The organism is Pantoea sp. SGAir0418 (assembly GCF_043529865.1).
In genome coordinates this window covers 2,878,714-2,900,452 of record NZ_CP027911.1, presented here as the reverse complement: position 1 = coordinate 2,900,452, position 21,739 = coordinate 2,878,714, and the positions used below count along the sequence as shown (strand labels likewise).

Below are 21,739 nucleotides of genomic sequence, written 5' to 3'. Positions count from 1 at the left end.
AATCGACTATTCCGTCGACATCAATCCGGGCGGGGCCAAAGTGACGGCGAATGGAAAAATCAATGACTTAAGTTCCAGTTGAGCATTAGCAAAATGAGAGGCAATGCCGCTGTCTGGGGTTTTGCACTTTTCGGGTAAAACCTCATTCAGAAAAAAATCATCCCCTGAGCAGCCAGCCAGCCAGATGATGGCTGAGCGTGCTGACGTGAGCGAAGTATCAAACATTCCCCGACGCCATAAAAAACGAAATCTTTGACAGAATGGCCTTTATCCTTAAAGTGAGAATTGATGATATAAACAACAGCTCACAGATTTATACCTGGCCGAAGAGCAGGGCTATCCTCAAACGAGGGGGCTGGATTAAGCTTCAGGACGCGGGTGGTCACTGTGACCACTCGTAATAAAATCAGTGAGTTATTCATTAAATATCTGGCTTCCAGCTCTCCTAAGGCAGACAAAGTGACGGTCGCGAACAAATTAAAGGCTTAGGCTTTGTTGGAGTGTTCGCTCTTTCTGAGAAGTCATTGCAACAACCTGAAGGTTTTGCACTGTTTCGGCAAAACCCTTTCGGGCCTGACTTTCATTTTCTTAACCGACCAACAGCTTGTTGATGATCAATCACTGTGGCCAGCAGGACGTGGAAAATTGAGCGGGTCCTCCCGGCAGGGTACCCTGTCCACGAGGCGGCGGCCCCGCGGAAAACGGCTGATTTTTGCATTTTCATGGCGACGGCGGCAGGTCTCTTAACCCAATGAAAATAAAGCATAATTTTCGTGATCACCTGTACAATTTTTTTGTGGGGGTGTCATTAGACCAGTTTTTAAGTTACTGAAATTAATTAATAAAAATGGTTTTCACCTGCCAGGTTGAGCTGCCTACATCGGATGTGCGTAAAATCGGCAACATTTGTCACCAGGGGATCCCATCCTGGTTTATGCAAACACCACACCTGTGTACCCGCTGGCAAAAGGAACCTAAATTCGTTTGTGGTGAAATGCAGCCTGAAGAGCGTCAAAAGGCCGGGCTACTTTATTAAGCAAATCATTTTCGAACCAGGTTTATACATACAGGAAGGTTGTTTACGAACGCTAAAATTCAGCTCGTTATTCCATTATAAATAGTGGGCATATCTGAGACATTGGTCAGTTGGGGGTATTTATGGGGGTATGAACAAATATCGAATACAGTATATTTCTTAAAAATCATGTGCTTGTTGTATTCGTTCGAATCCTGTAGGGGTGCCATTTCAAGTAAACTGACGCCAATCGATGTCTTTTTTACGCCTACAATTCAAGAGATTGAATGAATTTAGCGCGTCACTACTCCGCCGACTTCTATTCGTATCAACCTACATCAAGTTGTAATTGTTGGTATTTGTAATGGCATCCCACCTTTTCGATAAAATCTTGTACCAACAGCCAGCATTGAGATCTCAAATGACATTAACCGATGTGAAGGTAAAAAGTACGGTGTCAACTGACAAGTATTACAAGCTCACTGATGGGGAAGGAATGCATCTCACTTTTTGCCATATGCTTGGGGTTCATAGTAGCAGCCACAGACAATTGAAAAATCGTCCTGAAAAACCAGACGGCAGATGAACTCCTGTTATTGGTCCGGACGTCCAACTCTCACTGTAACCTGTATATGAGTACAGCAATCCTTGGAATTAATATCACATTCAGCCCATCACGGATGACTCCCTGGCTGAGTCGCTGGCAGGTGTCTAAGCTTTGACTTGGGAAAATGTGACGCTCAATGTTAATTGCGGGTATACCTAGAGTGTCAGCGATAACATTGCTGAGGGTGTTAATTGGCAGACCAGTGTGTAAATTATGTTCTGTTATTATAATAAATCATGAGCTATCCCTTGTCAGGATAGCTCAGCTGGTAATTATTCTTGCTTTTATACTTTTCTATAGGTACCTGGTGTTCTAAGAAGAGAACGAGTGTTAAGTTTCTGTCATACCCATTCTTTCGGAATTAGGCCATCTTTTGCAGTTTTCCATTGTGCTGCTTCATAGGTATGAGGAATCTCGCCCCAAATAGTTTGATCTGCATGCTCAAGAACAATTACCTGGAATTTAAAAGCATTTGATTCTATGGCTGAAGAAAGCATCTCGAATATTTTCTTTGTTGCCAAAATGTCATTTTCCCTAGCAGTCATTAATTGATTGTGACTATTAATCTCATCAAGGATGTTTTCCCCGGATGCAGCGCTAGGGAAATACACTTGGCTCGGTTGGTCGATAATCAAAAAACTAAATGGAGGAAGGTTTTCATTTCCCGGCGAAGACAGGAACTCATGCAGGGCAAGGAACGTTGAAAGATGATAACCCATCCAGTTAGCACCACTACCGACTTCCCAAAGATATTCGCTTTTTGAGTATTCGCTTTCTTTAAAGCTCAGTGTTAATTCGTTTTTATCAAGAAATATTTTACCTCTGCGCTCAAGGTTAAGTATGTCAGCGTATTTCTCTATCAGGCTGTTGACTTTACTATATGTAACGCTCTCTTTGCTTTTTATATTGGTGGTTTTAAAAAAAACATCAAGGGGTTCGATGATTTTTTTAATTTCTTTAATTTGCTCACTTAAATCACCTGTGTTTTTTATTTTATCTAAAGATGCCAGGTTTTCTTGAATCCTTCCAATTAAAACATATACTTTTTGTAATGAGTCACTGGTTGATTTGTCTAACTTCTCAAGCTGAATTTTTTGTTTTCTTATCGAGTGCAGTGTCTCTTGATAATCTCTTAGTGTTTTCTTGAGTTTATCTAACTCTTTATCTACAATTGGTTTGTCAAATAACCCTTCGGGTATAGAATTTAACTTTAATATTTTTTTCTCAAGATTATTGATTATGTTAGAGGTTATTGTTGTTTCATTGCCGCAGGCAATGCATTTACCTTTAGGCGATAAATTTTCTTTCAGCCATTCAAATCCATGCGCATGATTTTTCTCTGATTTTATTGCATTTGAAAAAAACTGCCCTTGGGCAAAAAGTTGTTCGTAGTTTCTTATTTTTAAACGGATGTCATCTATTTTTCTTTGAATTTCTTCGCCTTCAAATATTGTTTTTTTTAGCGCTTCATTAGTGTAATTGTAATTTGGATTAATTAATAAGTCGTTAAGCGATCCTTCAGAGTGTTTTTTATTTATAAATTTTAAGTCGAGAAGTTTATCTGTACTTTCATTGATGACTTCTTGATTTGCATTTAGAAGGCCAAGTTCGATTGCTTGATACCACAAATGCGATATGTCTTTTTCCCATCCGGAAAGAGCTTTAATATTTATTTCTTGTTGTCTTATGAGAGAGTCATGTCGCTTGTAAAGATCAATTAATTCTTTTTCTTTTATCATGTATTCGCGGTCAATTATACCTAACGCAAATGGCATTATCCTCTTTAATCTTTCTTTATTTTGATAAGAATCAGCTTTGAAGAAAAGCGTATAAGGGTTTGCAACAATATGCTGTGGAAGGAAATTGAATGCTGTCATGTCCCGATAAGATGTTCTGCCATCAAAGCCAATTTTTTCTTTTTCATCATCAATAGCCAAATTGCTTAGTTTAACTAGTTGATTGAGGGTTTCTTTAAAACTTGAAAAGTTATGTGTTGCTTTTTCAATCGTTACTGGCAGTTCGCCTTGCATCCGGGATAGATAAAATTCGTTACCTGCATTTTTTTGGTTTGGAGATCTCCTGCAAATAAGACATTTTATACCTTTAATTTCGACTTGTAGCCCAAACCATTCAACCGATTCACGAATTTTACCTACAGGGATAGCGCATTTGCTTGAGCCTAAGCAGTAGTCTACAATCGATATTATTGATGACTTCCCTGTACCGCTGATACCATGAATGATATTGAGTTTATCCGGTGCAAATTCGATTATTCTCATTGCGTTGTCGGAATTTACAGGCCAGAGAATTATTTTTTCGATTAAAAATTTCATGGTTTTTCACCTAAAATTAAACTAAATATTTCCGCAGTATCTTCCTGAGAAAACCAAAAAGAAATTCGCGGAATGCATTTTTGCATATCATCAGGTAATTCATGTTTTATATCGTTGGGTATTTTCTTTTTAGTGCGTCTGAAATAAATGTTGTTATCAATTTTCAATTTTTCAAGTAATCCTGATGCTACTGCAAGATTGAGACCTTGTAATGTTGCTCCTGAAAAATTTGTTATTCTGTTTTTAATTGAATGTTGTATCAAAGGATTATCAATAATTATTGTACTCAGAAGAGTACTTTTTTTCTTGTTCCTTATTGCGATTCTCGAGGTCTCGTGCCAAAGAAGAGGAAGCACTAATAATAATAAACTTATGTCAGTGTTTCTTTTGTTCTGTGTATCTTTTTCAAACTCTGCTATAAAATTTGTTAGTAAAAAGCAAGCTAACAAACTATTGTTTATAATGTTTTTATCAACATAGAACATAATAAATTACTCCGTTAACTTTATGAGCTGTATTTTTTAAAAACATCATGCCAATAAATAAAGTTCTCGTTTTCTGGTTCATCAGCAAGCATATGATAATTACCAGAAGTAAAATAATTATGAGTTGTAGTATATCCGCTTAGGGGAGCTAGATAATTAATGTCAACTGTGTCTTGATAAATCTTACAATAATATGAATCATTTTTTTCTTTTGATAGTGTATTGAAAGTAACCTCTTTCCAGCGATCATAAAGAGCATTGTCTCTATTCTCCCATGCATTAAGTGGAATATCTCCCATCTCTTGTAGTCTAATTTTTTCAGAATAAAACGCCCAATAATTTTTTAAAGCATGTTCGCATGCTTCATCATCAAATCCTAATAATTTTAGTTGCCCGATGAAAAGAAAGTTATTAAATGAATTTAACTTCATATACTCTATGTAAGATGTTTCTCTGAATGACCTTTCGGACAGCCTTTCATTCATGCATTTTCTTTTCATATCGAAAAGTAACTTTGAAACCATTGATTTTTTGATTACTACTTGCTTCCTTTCTTTCCAATGCTTTTGGCAATGAGATACTACACTACCAAATATCGTGCTGTAAATTAGTTCTGAATGATGTGATATTTCTGTAGGTAAATGCATAAGTGTAATAGTTGCTTCCTTGGGAGATAAGCCCGAATTAGTTCCATGTTCTCCCAATAACTCAGTTCTCTTTATCAGAAAATAAAGGTCTTCATCAGAATAATTTAATACCACATCAACAGTATTTTTTACCTTTCCTGAAATGTTTGCGCCATGAGATTTAAGTTTCTGAATGGCTTCTTTTATTTCATGGTCGTTTTTTGCGTCTGAAATTAATGATGCTAAAGTGTTAGAACCAACAGATTTATTAGTGACGAGGCAATAAATGATTTCGTCATACTGGGATTTTACCACTGTCATTGAATTAAGCCAGATATGCAACGTATGCCAAAGATTTTTGCTACTGTCTTGGTAAGGTTGGCCTGTTTCATCGACTGAATGTTTATCTTGTTCAAACGTTATCTGAATATTTCCGTTTTCAAAACGTATTTCTTCAACGACATCATCAGCTGTTTCAATACCAACCATAACATGGTTGTGCTCGCTCGCGAAAATGCGATATAGAGCACGTTCAATCTGATAAATGAAAGCTGCGATTTTTGAACTAGCTTCGGTCGTTACCATTTTCACTCTTTCCCTGTATGAATTTACAGTAAAATTAGCCAATTTAAGAAAAGTTATACTCATTCAAACTCATATTTTTCTAATATGCAATATGTATTTAATATATTCTTTTGCTTAAAATCTTTATATCAAATTATCACTATAAATAAAATTATCACATGCATTATCGTTGGAGATATATTGTAATGAGGGTGTTTTATTTTAATTTTATTTCTGCTCAAATTAAACCCAATTAATGGAGGTTGGATTGATGTTTAATTTCCTGGCTGAGATATGAATAAATCAGTAATTACAGTTATTTTCAATAAATCAATGTTGCAATTTAATTTTTATTTTATTGACAAGAGTTGTAGTTAGAAAGGTGTGCTAAAGCATATATAAATATATTTTCCGGCGCCCCGGTTTCTGCTGAAAAGTTTACTTCATTTGATGCTCTCATTTTAACTGTAATTATTTTCTAAGTCAGGGCGAAACCATATGTACTTCATTGTTGGTTTTTTTTTGCTATAAATGTTTTCTGATTGATAATGTAAGGTGCTCACTTTCCTTGCTGTTTAATGTTTTTCATACAAGGAATGATGTTGGTATCCATATGGCAAATCCTTTTTATACCATCGTTGAATGGTTAACGTGATAATGTTTTAATTTCAATATTATCTCAGTGTGCATTATTAATAAGGCTATCTAAGGTTATGTTTGCGATTGCTAATCGATAGGAGATTCGTTCATTTTATGTGGATGAAACTGTTAAAATGACAAAGTACCACAAAACACACATGTGTTACGTATTAAATAACCTCTTGAAGGTGTTCTAATATTCAGTGTGGAATATTTTTCTGTTGCCCTTATACAGCTAGGATCACTCTTTGAAGTGATTTCTCTCGATAGAACTGCTCATTACCATTCCAAACAGGTTTCGCAGGCACTCCGTTATCGTCTTAACCAACTAATATTAATTTGTCTCCGCTTTCGTTGCACAAAAACTGAAAAAAATACCGGTGCGTTTTGCGCCCTGACTGACTTTGTCCTGAGCAGACCGTTGCTGCATAAGCGTAACCATAGGTAACAAAGTTCGCCGTTTAACCCCTGTATATCACGCCGTCAGTTCTGCCAGGCTATGCTCAGCATTACTGACATAACACGTATCTTTATGGAGATTTACGGCAATGAAAAAACAGTGGATTGCGGCCCTGGCAGCGGCAGGCCTTCTTTTAGTCGTTAGCGCCCAGGCAGAGGCAAAAGGGTGCCTGAAAGGCGCCGTCGCTGGCGGCGTGGCAGGTCATCTGGTTCATCATGGCGTTGCCGGAGCGGCAGCGGGCTGCGCGGTGGGCCACCACATGGCCGCCAAAAAACAGAAAGAGGCGGAACAAAAGCAACAGTAAACCGCGGGTGGCTGGTCACGTAAAACTGGTGTCAGGCTTTCTCATCGAACCAGTTCTGAAACCTCGCTATTGCATCAGGCATCATGTCGCGTGCGCGTTCCATAATCAGGGTCTCCGCAGAGCGCAGTCCGTTCTGCGGGTGCGAGGCCTCGCACAGTGCCAGAGCCAGGTCTGAAGCATCAAGCATCGCCAGGTTGACTCCGACGCCAACCGGCGGCATCAGGTGAGCTGCATCGCCAATCAGGGTGATGCCCGGCCGTGGTGCCCAGCCAAAATCGGCGGGCAGGCTGTAAATCGGGCGTCTGACATAGTCACCGGTGGCGTTCACCACCAATTGCAGGGAAGCGGCCCAGTCGCGGTAGCTGTCGCGCACCCAGGCGGTGAGGCCGGAGGAAGCTATGTGTTGATCGATGGCATCAGGGGCGCGCTTCATCGCTGCATAGACGCAAATCCTCCCGCCGCCGTTGCGTTGCGTGACCAGCGCCTGCGCACCGCCAAAGCTGAACGCGGTCCCGTTGCCGGCAATGCTGTTGATTTGGTCGGACGGGTGATCTATCCAGCCTTCGAAAAAGGTAATGCCGGTATAAACCGGACGTACCGGCGTCAGGTAACGGCGGACCCGCGACCAGGCACCGTCAGCACCAATCACGATATCGGCTTCGTAGCGCCTGCCGTTTCTGAATACCAGCCCGTGCGCTTTTTGCCGGCCATAGTCAACGTAATGCAGTTTGTGATCCCACTGCAGGGTCTGCGGTAACAGGGCGCTCAGCAGCAGGTTTTTCAACTCGCCGCGATCGATCTCCGGTTTATCCATTTCACCTTCCGGCGTGAATCTGTCGACCTCAATGTCTCCGGTAAGGTAATTCAGCATCCGGCTTTCCTGATCCTCATGCCTGGCGATGTTGATGAACTGCTCCAGCAGGCCCGCTCTGCGCAGCGCCGCCTGGCCGCTGTCAGCATGCAAATCAAGCGAGCCGCCCTGACTCCGCGCAGCATCCGCCGGCTCATCCTCAAACACCGTTACGTTAAAACCGTGGCGCTGAAGAATCACGGCCGCCGTGAGGCCTGCCGGGCCGCCGCCCACAATAGCGATAGTCAGTTTGTCCGACATGTCTGTTCTTCCCCAATGTGAAAGTGGATACTGTATAATCACAAAGTTGACATATCAACTACGCCACGGGATGAATAATGAGCAGCACAGAGATTTCAGACGCAGAGTGGCAGGCATGGCGCGGATATCGCCGGCTTGCTGAAATCATCACCGGACGCATTGTCAGAGAGATCAATGAGGCGACCGGGTTGTCCGGCCCGGATTTCATGATCCTGATGGAAATCAACCGCAGTCCGCAGGGCATTCTGCTGCAGCGTGAGCTGCTGGAATACCTTGAATGGGACAAGTCGCGGCTATCGCACCAGCTTTCACGTATGGCCGCCCGGGATCTGGTACAGCGCAGCCGCGCGACTCGCGCAGGGATTTCAGTCCGCATGACAGAGGCAGGGAGCCAGCTGCTTGCTACAGCGCGGCCGATACATGCCGCAGGCGTGCGGCGAAATTTCCTCGATTTGCTGACGCCGGAAGACATCGAAGGGCTGATCGCCATCACCGGGCGGTTACGGCAGTCAGCCAGCGGTTTTATCGAATAATTCCCGGCCGGTCAGGTTCAGACACTCCTTCTGCAACCTGCACAATCGCGGCAGCCGTTGAAGGGATTATGTGAAAGATTAATTAAAACAGAGCTTTGTATTTTTCGCGCTGTCAGGCTGTTGACAGCCTCTTCGTGCTGGCCCTAAATTGAGCAGTCGCTCTAATTTTGAGCCTGGTCCTGCCGCTGATGGTGAAAACAATGTTACTGAGAGCCTCCTCCTGTTTCTGGCGTTATCTGATGAAGAACCTTCTGACGAATGCTGCCATTCTGTTTGCCGGTGGGTTAGCCACCGCGAATATGGCCAGTGCTGCCGTCACCCATGTCGCTATCTATCGCGGCGGTGCCGGTTGTCCGGGCTGCTCCGAAATGGTCCGTAAAGCGCTGGAACAGAGTGGTCTGCCGCTGGACATCGCCTATGTCGGAGAGCAGGAAAAAATAAAGGTCACGGAGGATAATCTCGCCACTTTTGATGTGTACATCCAGCCCGGAGGCGGGCAGGACATCCCCGGCGCCTTTGCTGCGCTGGGCGACGAAGGGGCTGAGGCCATACGCAAATTTGTCCGCAATGGAAAAAGCTTTCTCGGATTGTGTATGGGCGCGTATCTGGCCGATGAAAACTGGCTGGGGCTGATCCCCTCATCGCTGGACTCTGAAGTCATGCGCAAGGGGACTAACATACCCGACGAAGGCGATTACGTTGTCGATGTTGTCTGGGAGGGGAAAACCGAAAAATTTTATTATCAGGATGGTCCTTACCTGAATGCCGAAGACGCGCACGGCTTCGTCGCTCTGGCGCGCTATGCCAACGGTGATATCGCGCTGGCGAAATATACTTACGGTAAAGGCACGGTGCTCCTGAGCGGACCGCATCCGGAAGCGGATGAAAGCTGGATGGCGCCGGAGAAAAACAATCCGGCCTACACCTCAGCCGGCAGCAAGATGGCCAGACTGATTAATGATTTAAAGCCCGGGAGGTAAGCGGCTATGTGGAAAAATCCCCGCTAGCGACAAAGTTTCTGCAAGGCGGCCATTATCTCAAGAAAAAAATGTGTCCGCTTATCCGCAGAGTAGTTAAGAATAAGCGCGCTTGAGTAACCGTCAATCAGGGCGTGAAGATTACGCGCCACCTCGTCTTTACCTGCTTCGCTGAGGTGGCCAAATGCCTGGCCTGATAAGCCCTGACGGATGATCGCCGTCCACGTCTGCGTGCTGGAGAGCAGCAGCTGCTCATATTGCGTATCCCTTGCCGCCAGCGGCCACAACTCGAGGTAGATCAACCAGTGAGAAGCCGGCCCGTCTGGCAGGAGATAATCCACCAGCGCACGAAAAAAGGCGTCATGCTGTGAATCATCCCTCTTTTCACTCTCTGCAGAGAAAGCGGCAACGTCCTCATCCAGCATGAAAGCAATCGAGTCCAGCCTCAGCGCATCCCAGTTTTTGAAATAGTGGTAGATGTGGCTGCGGGATATGCCCAGCGTATTGGTCAGATCGCGGGTTGAAACATTGTTGAAGCCGCGCTCCCGAAACAGCTGCAGCGCCGCGAGAATGATATTTTTCTTAACCGTTTCTTTTTTCACGTTCAACCTTAAAAGACACCGTTGTCCTGAACGTTAATTCAGCAACCTGTCGCCGGACCTGCCTTTCTGCGTTACGCCTCAGCGTGTTTCTCTTTAACCAGCCAGCGTACCTTAGCAGAAAATTTTCCCCCTGTCGGGGGTGGGATTTCAGCAGGCCAGCCAGGATTTGAGCGCAGTGCGCGCGCGCGGCTGCGGCGCAAACATGCGCTGTGCAGTCAGGGCGGTGCGGAATTTTAATCAGTCGCCATCCGGTAAAAATCGTGACCGGCCTCACACTTTCTCGTTTCTGACTATACTCAAACCTCCTTTTTATCCCGTCATTGACCAGGTCTTGAATCACCCATGGACGATAGCAAGCAAAATCCCTCGCAGTCTCAATCAGATGATGGCGGCAGCCTGACGTTTACTGTTCAGCAGCGCCTGTTTTTTGTGGTGTTAGTCGCCACGATGGGCGCGCTGGCGTTTGGCTACGACACCGGCATTATTTCCGGCGCGCTGCCCTACATGACGCTGCCCGCCGCGCAGGGCGGTCTCGATCTCACGCCATTTACTGAAGGGCTGGTGACCTCTGCGCTCACCTTTGGCTCCGCGCTCGGCGCGTTCATCAGCGGTTATGTCTCGGACCGCTTTGGTCGCCGTATCACGTTACGCAGCCTTGCCCTGTTGTTCATTGCCGGAGCGTTAGGCACCACGGTTGCGCCGAATCTGGAAATCATGGTGGTGATGCGCTTTATTCTGGGTTTCGCGGTGGGCGGCGGATCGTCAACGGTTCCGGTCTTTATCGCTGAAATTGCCGGGCCTAAGCGCCGGGCACCGCTAGTCAGCCGCAACGAACTGATGATTGTGTCAGGGCAACTGCTGGCTTATGTCGTCAGCGCCGCCATGAGTTTGTTACTGCACGATCCGGGCATGTGGCGCTATATGCTGTCGCTGGCGATGATCCCCGGCATTCTGCTGTTTATTGGCACCTTTTTTGTCCCGGCCTCACCGCACTGGATGGTGGCGGAAGGGCGCTTTAATGAGGCGCTGCGTATCCTGCGCAAACTGCGGGAAAATCCGCGCGAGATTAAAAAAGAGATGGCAGAGATGCGGCAGAATGCCCGCGAAGCCCGTCAGGGGCCACCTGCGCGCGAACTGTTAAAAGAGAAATGGATTGTGCGTCTGCTGCTGCTGGGCTGCGGCATGGGCATTGTCGCGCAGTTTACCGGCGTCAACGCCTTCATGTATTACACGCCAGTCATTCTGAAAAGTACCGGGCTGGGCACCAGTGCTTCGATTGCGGCCACCATCGGCAACGGGGTGGTATCGGTACTGGCCACCTTTGCCGGCATTAAAGCCATCAGTCATTTCGGCCGGCGCCCGATGCTGATGACCGGGCTGTCGGTGGTGATTGCGATGCAGCTGGCGCTGGGCGCGGTGCTGGTTCTCATGCCGCAAAGCCTGACGCAAAGTCTGCTGGCACTGGCGTGTATTCTGGTGTTCCTGTTCTTTATGCAGATGTGCATTTCCCCGGTTTACTGGCTGCTGATGTCGGAGTTATTTCCGATGAAAGTTCGCGGGGTATTAACCGGTTCAGCGGTAGCGTTTCAGTGGATATGCAACGCCGTGGTAGCGCTGGCATTTCCGCCTTTGCTGTCGCTGGTGGGGAATAAGGCGTTCTTTATCTTTGCCGCAATCAACGTAGCTTCCCTGGTGTTTATTGCCGTGATGTTGCCGGAAACCCGGGGGAAATCACTGGAAGAAATTGAATCCCACATGCGCGAGCATTTTGGTGAACCTGCGGATCAAGCCGCGTCATCAGGCTGAATCGTCGTCATGCTGAGGCAGGTTGCGCCAGCGCCTGCCGATAGAAACCTTTGTCGCGGCACCCGCCGCGGCATTTTTCATGCTCGCTAAAATAAATCCTGTTACAGGCTTCATTTCAGAACTTGCCTGCACCGGTTCGCTCAATAGGGTCTACAGTGTGACGTGAGGTTCTCATCAACGTGAAATGGAGGAAGTAAATTTGTCTATTCAACACGACGGGAAAGGGCACGTCATTATTGGCGAAGCGGCACTGAGCCTGGCTTTGGGCAAAAAGAAGATCAGCGTTAATACGCTTATCGACGAGCTCAGACACATGAAACGCGCTGGCGGCAGCGACACACGTCTGTCCGCGATTTCAGAGGCGATCGGCTGGCTCAGAAGCTTTGATGAGCCTGAGCAGGCCGCGATCCATGTGCCGTACCTGCAGACGCTTGCAGGCCTGAACGACGAGAAGAACTGACGCCATAAGACGTAGTCCGGCTCTGGCCGGAAGACGACAACGTAGATGACCTCATCGGACGCGCGTTAGCGTGTACCGGCCGGAGAAAACTGTCAGGGATGACGTCTTCACCACCATCAAACCTCGTATTAACGATTATCGGCAACGCGGCATGTGGCAACGGATGCGGGCTTTAGCGACGGATGTGCAACGCGCTGAAGGTGAGCGGATGAATCAAACGATCAGCGACCAAACAGCATCGCCAGCAGGGAACGTGCCTGTTCCGCTTCGACGTCATCGTGCGTGTCATTGATGTGCCCGATAAGCTTGAGGCAGATCGCGGTGCGCGTCAGCCGACGTTCCTGACGCAAAATTTCAACGGTGATGCGTCCCAGTAGCGCAATCTGGCGGGGATCGGTGACCTGACTGAAGTAACCGGCTAGTCCGGTATTGTGACAAGGCGGCAGCCCGTTGTTTCTCATTTGTCCACCTGTGCAGCACACGATCATCTTGTAGGGCGCAAAGTAACCGATACGATATCGTCTGTACAGCAACAATCCTCATACCGTGTCAGGTAATCAGCGGGTTGTCCAAACCGATACCGTTTTTCCTGCCGCTGAGCCCAGCCATCATGCCGGTTATTTCAGCACGTAAGCCCCTGAGATTAAAATGTTAGCATTTTTTGCACAAGAATGTAGCTAATACAGAAACAGTATTGCTGTACAAGTTTTATTTCTTTGTATAAGTTTACGCACAGAGAGAAGCGACGGTATTTTAACCATCTGAGGGGATCATCATGCGTCAGAATGTTGCAAAATTTCCAGACAGCGCCAGTGAGATTGCCCGCTATTTCAGCAGAGCGACAGCACCTACTCAGCAGGAAACGCTGGGGCAGATTGTCGTTGAGATCCTGCGCGCAGGAAAAAACCTCAACCGTAAGGCGATCTGCACCAAACTGCTGAGACGCCTTGAGGTCGCGGCGAATTATGAAGAAGAGCGTCATTACCAGACGCTGATTGGCATGCTGTTTGAACGCTGATACGAAAAGGGATAATCGGTGGTACCTGCAGCATGCGCTTTATGACCCGGGAAGGGGCAGCCACTTGTCCGAAAGGGCACAGTCCCGCAGGGGGTGGGCATGCAGAGAAGTCAAATTGAACGTTTAACCGAAATCGTCCTGGGCGAGGCGGTGGTCAGGCTGCTCGATAATAATGAACGAATCAATGTGGCGACCGTTTCAGCGCGGCTCCGGTCAATGGCCGCAGAGGAATTTAATCCCGACCGTCTGGAGGCGATCAGGATCGCCATCAGGGAGCTGCAGATGCAGTCAGCAGCCCGGGAAAATCGTGAAAAGCCGATGGCTGCTCTGGGCGGGATGTCACAACCCAGGGCTGGTAAAAAGCATTAATGACAGGGACGGTACGATCTCGTGATTAACCGGAGTGTGGCAGGACGCCCGGCATAACACGGCCATCTCAGGATGGCCGATTTTTTTGGCGACCACCGGGCTGTCAGCAGCGCCCGGTTTATGGATAACGACACATGCAAACCAACGAACACCCATTCAGCGCGGAAGCGGCCCTTATTCACCATTTTCGCAGCGGCGGTGAGCGCTATGCAGCCGAAGCCGCGGCACTGGATGCCGTGATTCGCGATATCGTCATCCATGGCCAAAAAGTGACGAGCAAAACCATCATCCTGTATCTCATCGCAGAGCTTGAGATGACTACCGATCTTGTCAAACTGGATGTACTGCGCAACGTGCTTGAAATCGTGGTCGGCAGAACGCCGGATGATGAAGGGTTCTGAAAAGGGTAGTAAGCCGGAGCAGTGCATTAAGCTTAGTGCATCTGCTTCACAAGCATACTGATGGCATTTAAACAGGCCTGCCGCAGTTCATCTTCGCTTGCCGTTTCGCCAAGATGATGCAGGGCATGGGTGATATCCTGAAGTGTCAGGTGCTGGTCCGGCTTAAGAAGGCGTGCCACAACCGTTCCAATAACGGCGTAGATATCTTCGGCGGTGGTGTCATCGCTCAAATGACCTCCATCCGTTGGTGGATAAGCATACAGTATAGCAGAAACCACAGCGTCAGGCGCGGCAGATTGTCAGGCAGCGATCAGTGCAGCTTGCCGGAAAAAGAAAAATGCCCGGCAGTGAACGCCTCTTTCTTCACCGCGCTCATCTCCATTTCCCGTCTGACGTCCTCAATGACACGCAGCACAGCACGAATGCGGTCACTGTCTGTTTCGAGGTCAAGCATCGCCTGCAGCCTGTCGTTAAGGGCCGCCCAGCTTATGGCGACGTTATCATCGAGTAACGCCGTTACGGCTTCTCCAATGATGATATCCGCCATTTTATCGTCAAAATTGTTTTTCATCAGTCTGTCCGGCTGCGGTTAGGGCAACGAGCTTACCACAGGAATCTCACCCGGACACATTGAGCACATCAAACTCCGCTAAAAGAAGCCGGACGCGGGTTATCGGCGCAATGATCAGCATATTGAGTTGCCGGCGTTGCAAGGAAGATGACATTTGCGTTCGCGCCGGCCATCACGGCGCTACTTTCTGACGGGATCCGCAGCTTCAGCGCGCCCGCTGACTTCTGAAGCCGCCTGATCCAGACGATAAAGTAAGGTGTCGCCGCGTTCGCAGTAACGCGCCGGCCAGATCATCGCCCCGTTACCGTCCTCCACGTACTTCACCCCCAGTCCCTCCACCACTGCCCATGGCTGCGCCAGCGCACTGCGGTACCGGAGTAACTCGCGCGCCATGGAGACCGCCTCCGGTTCGTTCTCCTCCGGATGGCTGGATATAAACTGCAGTCGGGCATCGCTCAGCATTGTCTTCTCCTGTGAGCCTGACGTTTTATCTCTTCAGAGGTTCTGCGTCGTCAGGCTTAACCGCTTTCAGATCGCCTCGCGGCTCTCAGGCCATGCCACGGCGCCGCCCTCAGGCGTAAACAGGCTGCCCTGGAAATCGATGATCCCGGCCGCCTCCAGCCACATCCACTCCTCGGGACGCTCAATGCCGGCCGCAATGACGTTGATTTCCAGCGCCGAACAACAGCGGATGACCGCCTGCATCACCGCCTGCTTCGGGCCGCTACGGTGAATATCACGAACAATATTCGCGCCGATACGTACCCGGTCAGGCTGGACGTGCGCCAGTAAAGAGAGACCGGCCGAGCCGTCGCCGAAGTTATCAATGGAAAGGCTGATGCCAGCCTCTTTCAGCTGTCTGACCGCCGTGGAAAAGTCTTCGAGCCGGGAGATGACTTCCGTTTCGCTCACGCCAAGAATGATTTGCTGCGGCACCAGCTCCGCCTGCGCGATGGCGCTGACCAGCTGACTTACCGCATCGGGAAGACAAACCAGCGTCATCGGCAGGATACTGATATACAGCGTCATGCCATCGGGACAGGCCTGGCCGGCTTTATGCAGTGCGTCTGTCACCACGTTGAGGTCATGAGTGTAACGCTCATGTTCCCCGAGTCCGGCGGGTTGCGCGTGCGGAATTGCCTCAATGGCCGTCACTTCACGGCCAAGGGGATCAACCACAGGGCGGAAAGTGACGCCACTGGCCGGCGCGGGAGATTGCCCTTCCGCGGGGATGAACTCCCAGCAATCAGCCGGGGGCACTTCAAAGTAGTTCTCTTTTTCACGCGCTTCGACAAAGGTTCTGAGGAACTGTAGCCCGCGATCGTCATAGGTCAGCTGATATTTCGACGTGCCGCGATCAAGCACCGCCTGCAGCACACTGCCGCTGTGGTGATTACGCAAATCGAACAGCTCCATGCCGGCATTACCGAAACGCCGCGAAGGAGAGTAGTCGCGCATCAGCTCGACCACATTGTGATGACGCCGGTCGCCACAGATGCGGGCGTAGATTGCCAGAACGCCGTGCTCCGGCCCTTCCAGGATTTGAAAAAAGTGCGTGCCGTTAAACAGCAGGATGCCGGTAACATGATGCTCAGCATTGAGCAGACTCGCTTTTGCCACCATCTCCGGCAGGATATTGACGGGAACATCTTCAGAGATGTGGCTGCGATAAATTATTGTTGTAAGCATTATACGCTCCAGATTGTCGCGATTGTCCTCTGACACCTTAGCAGCATGGGTTAAATTGTGAAACGTCCGGGCTGAGCGCTGCCTGGCGGCTGTTTGAGCCCGGTAAAAGGGGGAAGGCGCGAGTCAAAGGTCGGAAAAGGTGCTGAGCGTGACAGCCTGGCGGCCGCGCTGAAAAGACAAGCGGCGCTTTAAAGCGCCGCTTCGGATAAGCCTGCCAGTGAGCGATAGTGGCCCGTCAGCAGGTCTTTAGCTGTTATACCGCTGCTACTCGCGAGTTTTACCCTCTTCGATAAACTCTTCGTCGATCTCTTCGACGTTTTCCCGGTTGTCGCGGCCGGAGAGCAGATTCCAGCAGGCGATGAACAGTGCAGCGATCAAGGGGCCAATCACGAAGCCGTTGATGCCGTACACTTCCATGCCGCCCAGCGTGGCAATCAGGATCAGGTAATCCGGCATTTTGGTATCTTTGCCGACCAGCAGCGGACGCAGGATATTGTCCACCAGCCCGACCACGATAACGAAAAAGCTCACCAGGAACAGGCCTTTCCACAGCGCACCGGTGGCGAAGAAGAAGATGGCCGCTGGCACCCAGACGATAGCCGAGCCGACTGCCGGAATCAGCGACAGGAACGCCATCAGCGCGCCCCACAGCAGGCTGCCGTCGATGTCGGTGATCCAGAAGGCAAAGCCACCCAGCACCCCCTGAACCACGGCCACCACCACCGTGCCCTTGACCGTCGCGCGCGATACAGCGGCAAATTTCATCAGCAGATGGTGCTTAACATAGGTGGAGAGCGGCAGCGCTTCGAGAATCAGCCCGACCAGCCAGGCGCCGTCTTTCAACAGGAAAAACAGCAGATAAAGCATCACGCCAAAGCCCACGGTGAAGGTGAAGGTCCCTTTACCTATCAGGAACACGCTGCCCGCCATGTATTGTCCGCCCTTCAGCGCAAAGCCGGAGAGTTTTTGCTGAATCTGTGCGGCATTGTTCAGATCGTGATCCGCCAGCCAGGTTTGTGCCCACTCCGGCAGATGCTGCAGCAGCGAGGCAAACACCGTCGGGAACTGCGCGGAATTGGTTTGCAGCTTGGTGTACACCGTATTGATCTCAACCACCAGCGACGAGGTGATGATTGCCAGCGGCGTGAACACGATCAGGCAGATAATCAGTAAGGTCACAAAGGAAGCGAGCCCGTTGCGGTCGCCCATTTTGCGCCGCAGCAGTGACTTCAGCGGCGCAAAGATCACCGCCAGAATCGCCGCCCACAAAATGGCGGAGAAATAGGGCGCCAGCACATCAAAAAAGGCGATCGTGACAATCGCCAGAATCACTATAAAGAAACCGATATTTAACCCTTTAACACGCATGCAAAAGCCTCGCAGATAAACGTAGCGAATGAACTATAGAACGGCTTTTGCGGAATGTAATGTTTTTAGCGCGCAAGGCAAGGCGTGCAGGATGAAAAGCTGTCCCGATCTGTCCGCGCGATGTCCGCTCACAGGCTGGCGCGCCGGGGCGGCGGCGGCGATGATAGCCCTGACCCCTGACAGGAGAGTGCCATGCTGGAATTACGTCCTAACTGTGAATGCTGCGATAAAGATCTGCCGCCGGCCTCGCCTGATGCGCGCATCTGCTCGTTTGAGTGCACATTTTGTGTTGACTGCGCGGAAGGCGTGCTGGCGCAGCACTGCCCGAACTGTGCGGGTGAGCTGGTACGGCGGCCGATACGTCCGGCGCAGGCGCTGCTGCGCCATCCGGCTGCAACTCAGCGATATCCTGTTTCTGCGCCACCCCGCTAAATTCGCCAGCGCAATTGGATTAATAGCCGGCGCATAATTATTGTGCGCCCGCTTGCTGATTATTTAACCTTACGCTTCAGCTTAGTTAAAAATTAGCGTTATATTAATCACGCACATCGATTAATTGCCAGGGCAGCAATAGGGCTCTCGTTATCAATGAAATGTGCCGGCCAGCTAGTTTGCCGGTCGGCTTAAATGGCGGCATAACTAAAAAATAGTATGGCTTAATTTTTATCTCTTAAATTCAATGCATTGTGATTTTGTGTCGATATCTTATACGGGCTGGCTATATTTCCTGACGACAGCTGGTCAGAGCACGGACCTTATTTCCTTTCGCGTTATTTATGTTTGATGGTTATTTTTGCTGTCATGAAGTTTTTTACGGTTTTTTCTGAAAATAGAAGTTTTCTGAAAGTATTTTGCCCTGATGAATGTTATTCTTTCCGGGCAATGCTAGTGATGTGGCGTTGTGTGCTTCAGTTTTACCCTCTTTTTAGCAGGGTTTCCCCGCTTTATGCTTTTTATGGAAATAGCATTGTCCGCCCGATCCCCGCGATCGGGTTTTCTTTATTCCCGCTGAATTAACTGCTTATTTCCCTGCCAGCCTTATCGTGCCACGCCACCATAAAGTCTCCACAATCGTTAAGAAAGCGCTAACCGGGCGTAATGTATTGTAAGTCTCCGATTTTTAAGACTTTTGGAAATGCTGTTTTAGCTTTGTTTAGGCAATAGTAAGCCTCAACGGCGCGCAGACTGCCGTTATCCCTGGAGGTAACACCATGAAAAAAACAACACTTACGATTATTGCGTCATTTATTGCATGCAGCACACTGTTTTCCAGCGTCTCCTGGGCCGACGGTCCCGGTGACCCTCGCTGGGACCCGCACGGCGGCGACCGCCATCAGGATCGCGGTCCGGGTCCCGATCATCATGACCGTCGTGACTTTGGCCACGATCGCGGACCGGGCCCGGATCGTCACGATCATTATGCTGACCACCGTATGCCGGAGGGACATCGCGGCGGCGATCGCTTTGCCTGGCGCGGTCATGATTTTCGCCGTGGTTATCCGGCACCGCCGGAGTTCCGTGGTCCACACTATCGCGTCGACGACTGGCGGGCACGCGGTCTGTATGAGCCGCCGCGCGGCGAGCACTGGGCCTTTATCGACGGAAATTATGTGTTAGTGGCGGCCGCGACCGGCATTATCACCGCCATTTTGCTGAATAACGCATTTAACTAATCCTGCCGCACGGATGGCGACGGCCATCCGTGTTTCTCTCCGCTTTCACCGCTCACCAGGTTATTCTCTGGACAACCCGTTTTTCCTTTCAACGCGTTAAGGAGTCATGATGACCATGGTAAAAATGGTGGCGGTGGATATGGACGGCACCTTTCTCGACGATAAAAAACAGTACAACCGGGCACGTTTTCAGGCCTGCTATCAGGAGATGACGCGGCGCGGCATCAAATTTGTGGTCGCCAGCGGTAATCAGTATTACCAGCTCAAATCCTTCTTTCCCGACATCGCCAGTGAGATCGCCTTTGTCGCCGAAAATGGCGCGTGGATCCTCGATAGGGATGAGGAGCTGTTCTGCGGCGCGTTCTCGCGTGAGGACGTTAATGCCGTGCTCGATACCCTGCAGCGCGGTAACTATCCCAACCTGAAATACATCCTCTGCGGCCGTAACAGCGCTTATCACTTCAACACCATGGATGAGCAGTGGCTGGTCAAAATGCGTCACTACTGCCATCGCCTCAAGGCGATCGATAGCCTCGCGGACGTGGGCGATGACCGGCTGTTCAAGTTTGCGCTGAATCTGTCCGATGATTATGTCGATATTCTGATGGCTGACATTGAGCGTCTGCATCAGGGCGCAGCAGCGGCGACTTCCAGCGGGCACGGCTCGGTGGATTTGATTGTGCCCGGCTTGCACAAAGCCAACGGTCTGCGCCTGCTGCAGCAGCGCTGGGACATCAGCAGCGATGAGGTGCTGGCGTTTGGCGACGGCGGCAACGATCTGGAGATGCTGGTGCAGTCGCGCTTCAGCTTTGCCATGCAGAATGCGCCGCAGCGGGTCAAAGACGCTGCGCGCTACGGCGCACCGTCCAATAACCAGGAAGGCGTGCTGCAGGTGATTGAGCAGATGCTGGCGGGGGAAGGGCCGTTTGCTGGCTGAATAAGCAACGGGCAGCATGCGCTGCCCGAAAGGCTCAGACGACGCGCCACGCGGCGGTAATCATCTCCGTGAGCGTGGCGGGATCATAATTGACCCAGCCGTTTTTGCTGTTGGCGCGCGCCACAATCCAGTCGACCTCTTCCGCAGCGAGGGTTGGTCCTTCCAGCCAGAACGGCACGATAGCCTGCTGCTGCAGCCAGGCTTTCAGCGCCAGCGCCGGCGGTGCCGTTTCATCGGGCAGCAGGCGTTCAGCCAGCGCCGCCATCAGCCGCTGCTGTTCGGGGTGCGCGCTCTCCGCCAGTACATCAAGGAACGGGAACAGCAGACGACCGCAGACTTCACCGTGATGGAACGGTTTAATCGCCCCCAGCTCGCCGGCAATACCGTGGACCACCCCCAAACCCGCGCTGCTCAGGCTGATGCCGCCGAGCCATGATGCCATCATCATGGCTTCACGTGCCGCATCGCCGCGGCTGTCGTCCTGATTGAGGTACGGCCACGCCTGCATGAACAGTTGCAGCCCGTTGAGCGCGTTTTGCTGACTGAACAGGTTGCCCTTGCGTGACAGATAAGCCTCGAACAGGTGGGTAAAGGCATCAATGGCGCAGGTGGCCAGCACGCGATCCGGCGCCCCTTTGAGCAGATCGGGATCGAGAATCGCCACCTGCGGCACAAACACCGGATGGCGCAGCGAGGCCTTCACCTTAATGTGCTGCTGATCGGTTACCACCGCATTCTGCGTGACTTCGCTGCCGGTGCCGGCGGTGGTAGGAATGGCGATCAGCGGCAGCGTGACCGCCTGTACCGGCGTATCGCCCACTTTCTCGAGGTAGCGCGCGATATTCAGCGGATGCTGCATCATGGCGCCAAAGGCTTTGGCCGCATCCAGCACGCTGCCGCCGCCGATGGCAACAACGCGATCGACGTGGCCACGCCAGCGCGTCACCCAGCCATCGATCTCGTCTGGCGAGGCTTCATGGCTGACAATTTCATAGCCCAGAATGTGATCGTTCAGCGTCGCGCCCAGACGTGCCCACGCCGGACTGTTGAGAAATGAGCGGCCGCAGAACAGCAGCGTGGGCTGCGGATTCGCCGCCAGCAGCGGGACCAGGCGGTCAATGCTGCCACGGCCAAACAGGGTTTGTTGATTACTGTACAGCTCAATCAGATTCTCACTCACCTGCAGATCCT

24 protein-coding genes are annotated in these 21,739 nt (G+C 49.9%); 11 read left to right on the top strand and 13 right to left on the bottom strand.

Annotation, left to right across the window (positions count from 1 at the left end):
• Positions 1 to 6: 6 nt before the first annotated feature.
• The 4 genes from C1N84_RS13565 to C1N84_RS13550 all read right to left on the bottom strand — a co-directional run bounded on the left by C1N84_RS13565 (position 7) and on the right by C1N84_RS13550 (position 5,651).
• Complete coding sequence (locus C1N84_RS13565; RefSeq protein ID WP_152391266.1) at positions 7 to 225, bottom strand: hypothetical protein; 219 nt, start codon at positions 223 to 225, stop codon at positions 7 to 9.
• A gap of 1,738 nt (positions 226 to 1,963) precedes the next feature.
• A complete protein-coding gene (locus tag C1N84_RS13560) occupies positions 1,964 to 3,955 on the bottom strand; it encodes a DUF3732 domain-containing protein (RefSeq protein WP_264441537.1) in 1,992 nt (663 codons plus the stop codon).
• Complete coding sequence (locus C1N84_RS13555; RefSeq protein ID WP_394541640.1) at positions 3,952 to 4,440, bottom strand: three component ABC system middle component; 489 nt, start codon at positions 4,438 to 4,440, stop codon at positions 3,952 to 3,954. The genes C1N84_RS13560 and C1N84_RS13555 overlap by 4 nt, the downstream gene beginning before the upstream one ends.
• 20 nt (positions 4,441 to 4,460) lie before the next feature.
• Entirely contained in the window at positions 4,461 to 5,651 is a 1,191-nt protein-coding gene (locus C1N84_RS13550) for an ABC-three component system protein (protein WP_394541639.1), read from the bottom strand.
• A 1,166-nt stretch (positions 5,652 to 6,817) separates the two neighbouring features.
• Here C1N84_RS13550 and C1N84_RS13545 point away from each other — a divergent pair.
• On the top strand, positions 6,818 to 7,033 hold the full coding sequence (locus tag C1N84_RS13545; RefSeq protein ID WP_021508621.1) for a hypothetical protein: 216 nt from the start codon (positions 6,818 to 6,820) through the stop codon (positions 7,031 to 7,033).
• A gap of 31 nt (positions 7,034 to 7,064) precedes the next feature.
• Here the strand turns inward: C1N84_RS13545 and C1N84_RS13540 are convergent, their stop codons facing one another.
• Complete coding sequence (locus tag C1N84_RS13540) at positions 7,065 to 8,144, bottom strand: FAD-dependent oxidoreductase (RefSeq protein ID WP_264441535.1); 1,080 nt, start codon at positions 8,142 to 8,144, stop codon at positions 7,065 to 7,067.
• Between the two features lie 77 nt (positions 8,145 to 8,221).
• Between C1N84_RS13540 and C1N84_RS13535 the strand changes: the two genes are divergently transcribed.
• On the top strand, positions 8,222 to 8,677 hold the full coding sequence (locus C1N84_RS13535; protein WP_264441534.1) for a MarR family winged helix-turn-helix transcriptional regulator: 456 nt from the start codon (positions 8,222 to 8,224) through the stop codon (positions 8,675 to 8,677).
• Positions 8,678 to 8,916: 239 nt separating this feature from the next.
• Positions 8,917 to 9,657, top strand: a complete 741-nt coding sequence (locus C1N84_RS13530) for a BPL-N domain-containing protein (protein ID WP_394541849.1) — start codon at positions 8,917 to 8,919, stop codon at positions 9,655 to 9,657.
• A gap of 23 nt (positions 9,658 to 9,680) precedes the next feature.
• Here the strand turns inward: C1N84_RS13530 and C1N84_RS13525 are convergent, their stop codons facing one another.
• Positions 9,681 to 10,256: a TetR/AcrR family transcriptional regulator gene (locus C1N84_RS13525; RefSeq protein WP_264441533.1), complete on the bottom strand. Its 576-nt coding sequence runs from the start codon at positions 10,254 to 10,256 to the stop codon at positions 9,681 to 9,683.
• 342 nt (positions 10,257 to 10,598) lie between these two features.
• Here C1N84_RS13525 and C1N84_RS13520 point away from each other — a divergent pair, with 342 nt between their 5' ends.
• The gene (locus C1N84_RS13520) at positions 10,599 to 12,062 is read left to right on the top strand and encodes a sugar porter family MFS transporter (RefSeq protein WP_264441532.1); all 1,464 of its coding nucleotides are present in this window, start codon (positions 10,599 to 10,601) and stop codon (positions 12,060 to 12,062) included.
• A gap of 199 nt (positions 12,063 to 12,261) precedes the next feature.
• The gene (locus tag C1N84_RS13515) at positions 12,262 to 12,522 is read left to right on the top strand and encodes a hypothetical protein (protein WP_031279895.1); all 261 of its coding nucleotides are present in this window, start codon (positions 12,262 to 12,264) and stop codon (positions 12,520 to 12,522) included.
• A gap of 221 nt (positions 12,523 to 12,743) precedes the next feature.
• Here the strand turns inward: C1N84_RS13515 and C1N84_RS13510 are convergent, their stop codons facing one another.
• The gene (locus C1N84_RS13510) at positions 12,744 to 12,983 is read right to left on the bottom strand and encodes a biofilm development regulator YmgB/AriR family protein (RefSeq protein WP_264441531.1); all 240 of its coding nucleotides are present in this window, start codon (positions 12,981 to 12,983) and stop codon (positions 12,744 to 12,746) included.
• 314 nt (positions 12,984 to 13,297) lie between these two features.
• On the opposite strand from C1N84_RS13510, the gene ycgZ reads away from it, so the two are divergent.
• The 3 genes from ycgZ to C1N84_RS13495 all read left to right on the top strand — a co-directional run bounded on the left by ycgZ (position 13,298) and on the right by C1N84_RS13495 (position 14,310).
• Positions 13,298 to 13,540, top strand: coding sequence for a regulatory protein YcgZ (gene ycgZ, locus C1N84_RS13505; protein ID WP_021508613.1), 243 nt, complete (start codon positions 13,298 to 13,300; stop codon positions 13,538 to 13,540).
• Positions 13,541 to 13,639: 99 nt separating this feature from the next.
• Positions 13,640 to 13,909 (top strand): hypothetical protein, encoded by a 270-nt coding sequence (locus C1N84_RS13500; RefSeq protein WP_058775261.1) that lies wholly within the window; start codon positions 13,640 to 13,642, stop codon positions 13,907 to 13,909.
• A 134-nt stretch (positions 13,910 to 14,043) separates the two neighbouring features.
• Positions 14,044 to 14,310 (top strand): biofilm development regulator YmgB/AriR family protein, encoded by a 267-nt coding sequence (locus C1N84_RS13495; RefSeq protein ID WP_264441530.1) that lies wholly within the window; start codon positions 14,044 to 14,046, stop codon positions 14,308 to 14,310.
• A gap of 32 nt (positions 14,311 to 14,342) precedes the next feature.
• Here C1N84_RS13495 and C1N84_RS13490 read toward each other — a convergent pair whose 3' ends face one another.
• The 5 genes from C1N84_RS13490 to C1N84_RS13470 form a co-directional block, all read right to left on the bottom strand.
• The gene (locus C1N84_RS13490; protein ID WP_021508610.1) at positions 14,343 to 14,540 is read right to left on the bottom strand and encodes a hypothetical protein; all 198 of its coding nucleotides are present in this window, start codon (positions 14,538 to 14,540) and stop codon (positions 14,343 to 14,345) included.
• 80 nt (positions 14,541 to 14,620) lie between these two features.
• Positions 14,621 to 14,881 carry a hypothetical protein gene (locus C1N84_RS13485; RefSeq protein WP_125311780.1) on the bottom strand — a complete coding sequence of 87 codons (261 nt, stop codon included), beginning with the start codon at positions 14,879 to 14,881 and terminating at the stop codon, positions 14,621 to 14,623.
• Between the two features lie 180 nt (positions 14,882 to 15,061).
• Positions 15,062 to 15,343 carry a hypothetical protein gene (locus tag C1N84_RS13480; protein WP_058769421.1) on the bottom strand — a complete coding sequence of 94 codons (282 nt, stop codon included), beginning with the start codon at positions 15,341 to 15,343 and terminating at the stop codon, positions 15,062 to 15,064.
• 66 nt (positions 15,344 to 15,409) lie between these two features.
• Positions 15,410 to 16,570: a diguanylate phosphodiesterase gene (locus C1N84_RS13475; protein WP_264441529.1), complete on the bottom strand. Its 1,161-nt coding sequence runs from the start codon at positions 16,568 to 16,570 to the stop codon at positions 15,410 to 15,412.
• A 264-nt stretch (positions 16,571 to 16,834) separates the two neighbouring features.
• On the bottom strand, positions 16,835 to 17,938 hold the full coding sequence (locus C1N84_RS13470) for an AI-2E family transporter (protein ID WP_264441528.1): 1,104 nt from the start codon (positions 17,936 to 17,938) through the stop codon (positions 16,835 to 16,837).
• Between the two features lie 192 nt (positions 17,939 to 18,130).
• On the opposite strand from C1N84_RS13470, the gene C1N84_RS13465 reads away from it, so the two are divergent.
• The 3 genes from C1N84_RS13465 (at position 18,131) to C1N84_RS13455 (ending at position 20,548) form a co-directional block, all read left to right on the top strand.
• Positions 18,131 to 18,370: a DUF1272 domain-containing protein gene (locus C1N84_RS13465; protein ID WP_058781242.1), complete on the top strand. Its 240-nt coding sequence runs from the start codon at positions 18,131 to 18,133 to the stop codon at positions 18,368 to 18,370.
• A 779-nt stretch (positions 18,371 to 19,149) separates the two neighbouring features.
• Positions 19,150 to 19,611, top strand: coding sequence for an RcnB family protein (locus C1N84_RS13460; RefSeq protein ID WP_021508605.1), 462 nt, complete (start codon positions 19,150 to 19,152; stop codon positions 19,609 to 19,611).
• Positions 19,612 to 19,720: 109 nt separating this feature from the next.
• Positions 19,721 to 20,548 carry a Cof-type HAD-IIB family hydrolase gene (locus C1N84_RS13455; protein ID WP_021508604.1) on the top strand — a complete coding sequence of 276 codons (828 nt, stop codon included), beginning with the start codon at positions 19,721 to 19,723 and terminating at the stop codon, positions 20,546 to 20,548.
• Positions 20,549 to 20,582: 34 nt separating this feature from the next.
• Here the strand turns inward: C1N84_RS13455 and C1N84_RS13450 are convergent, their stop codons facing one another.
• Positions 20,583 to 21,728: an iron-containing alcohol dehydrogenase gene (locus tag C1N84_RS13450; protein ID WP_264441527.1), complete on the bottom strand. Its 1,146-nt coding sequence runs from the start codon at positions 21,726 to 21,728 to the stop codon at positions 20,583 to 20,585.
• Positions 21,729 to 21,739 lie beyond the last annotated feature (11 nt).